Raw genomic sequence first — 3,765 nt, 5'->3', positions numbered from 1 at the left:
AAACGATTTAAAAAGAAATAATCAGCCCATCAACCCCTCTAAATAATCTGCCCACCACTGCAATACTCGTAAATGCTCGCGCGAGTTGAAGTCTCTAAAATAAGCTTTATCTACTTCATTACCGGGCGTATGCAATAATATTTCATCTATGATACGCTTTTCAAACATAGCTCGCTCGCCGTCGGTTGCCCGAATAGCAAAGGTAGCAAACATCGAGCGAAAGCCGTGCGCGTGTAGATCGGCTATACCCAAGCGCTTTAGCGTTTTTAATAGCGTGCCGTCCGAGATAGCCCAGCCGCTACGCTTAGAATAGGTGCTTGATTTGAAAACTACCCCCTCCGCGCTTACTTCTTTTTGGCGCTCTAAAATTTGCTTTGCTTGTCTCGGAAGCGGCAGGCGCGCATTTACACCCGTTTTATTATCCGCCTCTCTAAAATACACGAAATCCCCGTCTATCCTATCCCAACTAAGCTCTCTGATCTGATGCGGACGTTGCGCCATAATCAAATTGAAAAAGAAAAGATTTTTAATCGTCGGCTCTATAAGGGCGTCTCTGACCGCATCTATAATCTCTTTTAGACGCCTTGGATCCGTCACCGCCTTTCTATGCTCTACTTTCCTCTTCGGATAAATTTCGCTCATATCGTCTATGATCTCATAAATAAACGATATATCGCCCGCCGCGTTTTGGGCGCGGGCGAATTTAAGCACGTCGCGCAGGATCGGTATTATCTTTTTAGCACTTGCAAAATTTACGCCCTTGGTGGTCGCGATCACTTCCTTTGTGCCGATCTCATCTATCGGCATATTGCCTAAAGGTTGCAGCAGATGTTTATTTACGCGATTTATCATTTTACGGCGGGATTGCCTTATTTTTTCGCTATCCTCGGGCGGAATTTTAATATCCAGCCACGCGCAGAAAAGATCTTTTAGCTTCTGCTTTTGCAGCTCGTCGCTCGCGCCCGATTTACGCAAACCCATCGCTTTTTCTCTGGCTTCTGCAAGGCTTATATCATCGAAACTTCCTAGCGTCGTGTAGCCTCTTTTTGTGCGTAGCTTGTAGTATCTGCTGCCGTTTGCGAAACACACGAGATACAGCGCGCACGTGCTATCAATAGAATACGCCTTGAGTTTGCCGCTGCCCTCAAATTTTAATTTCTTCACCTGCGTCGCGGTTAAAATTTTAGCCATTTTATACCCTTGTTATACAGAAAGTTATACATTTTTTGCATAAATAATTATAAATAGATATAAATTAATCTAAATTGAAAATAGCTTCAAAATGCCTTAAGACCGAAGCTTTGTAAAGGGTTATACATTGATGTAAATCGATATAAAAAGAAGCAATGGTGACCCACAGGGGATTTGATTATAATATATATATCGCCTAAAATAGGCAATATGTAAATTTTAGTTATACATTTTTTTATACAAAAATTTTAGCAAGCATCTAGCGGGATTTATAAATTTTATGAAAAAACCAATTATACCAAAGATACACAAAATCAAAAGAAAGGGTAGCTAGTGAAAATTCCTCCAGAGCTCTATTTAAAATTTGCAAAAGATATAGAACCGGAAATCTTTGAGAACAAAACGCCTAAATTTCACCTGGACGTTTTGAAATTTATCGATGGCGAAGATCAATACAAAGCCGTAGTCATATTTCGCGGTAGTGCAAAAACTACGCTACTCAATAAAATTTACGTCGTCAGCAGGCTGTATTTTTATGCAGAGCCTTTCATTATGATAGCTTCTGCAAACGATACGAAAGCAAAGCTATTTGTCGAAGCAATCAAAAATTCGATCGATAAAGCAGCTGCCAAAGGTTACGCGATAGAGCGCGGTAAAATTTGGAATAAAGACCGCATAGAGGTCGTCGTTAATCGCGGTAAAAAAGACAGGAACGGAAACGATATTGAGCGAACCTGTCACGTAGTATCACTCAGCTCCGGGCAGGATCCGCGCGGCGCTAATATCGATAATATGCGTCCGACGCTTATCATCGTCGATGATTTGGAAAGCAAAGACGGGCAATTCCCGGTTGGGAACAAGGCGAGCCGCCAAAAGCTTAGAGGTTGGTTTTATGCGGATCTGCTCCCCGCCGTGCACCCAACTCGCGGCAAAGTGGTAGTGTTAGGCACAATTTTGCACGAGGACAGCATCTTAAACAATATCGTGAACAATGAGAATATAGAAGAAACCAACAAGCAGGGATGGCAACATATAAAAATTCCTATCATAGAAAACGGCGCGAGCGCATGGCCGTCTCGTTTCCCTTTATCCCGCATAAAAGCAATACAAAATCAGCTCGTCTCAAAGGGGCTTGCAAATGAATTTTATCAAGAGTATATGTGCGCGGCGATCGATCCGCAAAGAGCGATTTTCAAACGCGAGTATTTCCGCTACTTCGAGCGCGTAGAATACGACATCGGCGCAGAACCAGAAACGTTAAATATTACGGACGGCGTCAATATACGAACGCTACAAATTAGAAAGGCCATAAATTTAACGCTAGGCGGCGAAAAAATAGAGCTTGCAAAATGTCAAATTTTTACAACAATCGACCTGGCAAGTGCAAACGGCCGTGACCAAACAGCGATGATAACTTCGGCCGTCGATAGCAAAAATCGTATATTCATAATAGACATCAGCGCCGGGCACTGGACGCCGTTTGAAAAGAGCGTCGAGATTATACGGATTTTTCAAATATTCGGCTGCACCAGGATAGGGATTGAAAAAGCCGGAATGCAAAATGATTTTTTCTATACGATTGACATCATACAAAAAATGACTGGAGTGCACCTACCCATTGATCAACTTAGCCACGGCGGAAAGGCAAAAAACACCCGCATATCAAACCTAGAGCCATATTACCGCACCGGGCAAATTTATCACAACGCAAGCATCGACTCAAGCACTGAGCTAGAGGCGCAACTCCTCAGCTTCGATAGTGAAGTCGAGAGCAAAGAGGATGATCTGATGGATGCGCTCGCGTATTTACAACAATATATCGTGGGGCGAGAATTTGACGAGCCGGAATACGAGGACGAGGACTATGAAGGCGCCGAGGCATGGGCGTGAATTCGCGCCGGCAGGACAAATGCAGGCGGCCACCGCTCCCGCAGGCGCAAAGCTCTAATGCTTACGCTTGTTTCGCAGATCGTGGGACAAAAAAAGCGGGCTTAAATTTTAAGCAGATAATAAAATGTGCTCGTATCTTTCGCGGGACAAAAAGTCTAAATTTTGAAATTTTTCTCTACACCGTCAGTATTGGGCGGAAAATTCCGAGTGGGGTCATAGCCCCCCCCGTCAAGAGAGTAAGCGGTGCTATCAAAGCCCCACAGCAGCGCGCCTATGATAGATTATGATATAATCATAGGGCAGGTGCATAGGATTTAAGCAAATAGTTATCAAGACCGAGCTAAAATTGCGCGCGAAACTTAAACGGCTCGCGTCTAAATTTTCACACTTTCCTTAAGCGAAAACGGACAAATTCGCGTCATTTTTGCCGCTTGAAACTTAAACTTAATTTTCACAGCCCTTTCAAACGCCTATTTTAGGGCAATTCATAAAATTAACTATTGAAAATAATTCTTTTCAAAAATACGTGTTTTCACGAAATTTGACCCCAAACTCTGCCCTGAACCTTAAGCCGATTTTGCCTCAGTCCGCCCAAACTTCAGCGCCAAAATCTACGATCTGTCCCAAAAACGGAGCGGTGCACCCCCGAAGAACCCGCTTGCCGCCCCTCCCCCGTCGGTATTT

The 3,765-nt window shown here is 43.6% G+C and carries 2 protein-coding genes; one reads left to right on the top strand and one right to left on the bottom strand.

Going from position 1 to position 3,765, the window contains the following annotated elements; translation table 11 throughout:
• Positions 1 to 21: 21 nt before the first annotated feature.
• Positions 22 to 1,191 carry an integrase arm-type DNA-binding domain-containing protein gene (locus Q0393_RS03515; protein ID WP_298977950.1) on the bottom strand — a complete coding sequence of 390 codons (1,170 nt, stop codon included), beginning with the start codon at positions 1,189 to 1,191 and terminating at the stop codon, positions 22 to 24.
• Between the two features lie 333 nt (positions 1,192 to 1,524).
• Here Q0393_RS03515 and Q0393_RS03510 point away from each other — a divergent pair, with 333 nt between their 5' ends.
• A complete protein-coding gene (locus Q0393_RS03510; protein ID WP_298977949.1) occupies positions 1,525 to 3,081 on the top strand; it encodes a hypothetical protein in 1,557 nt (518 codons plus the stop codon).
• The last annotated feature ends 684 nt before the right edge of the window (positions 3,082 to 3,765 follow it).

It is taken from the genome of uncultured Campylobacter sp., from assembly GCF_938015785.1.
Lineage (GTDB): Bacteria > Campylobacterota > Campylobacteria > Campylobacterales > Campylobacteraceae > Campylobacter_B.
This window is presented reverse-complemented; position numbering and strand designations above follow the sequence as displayed.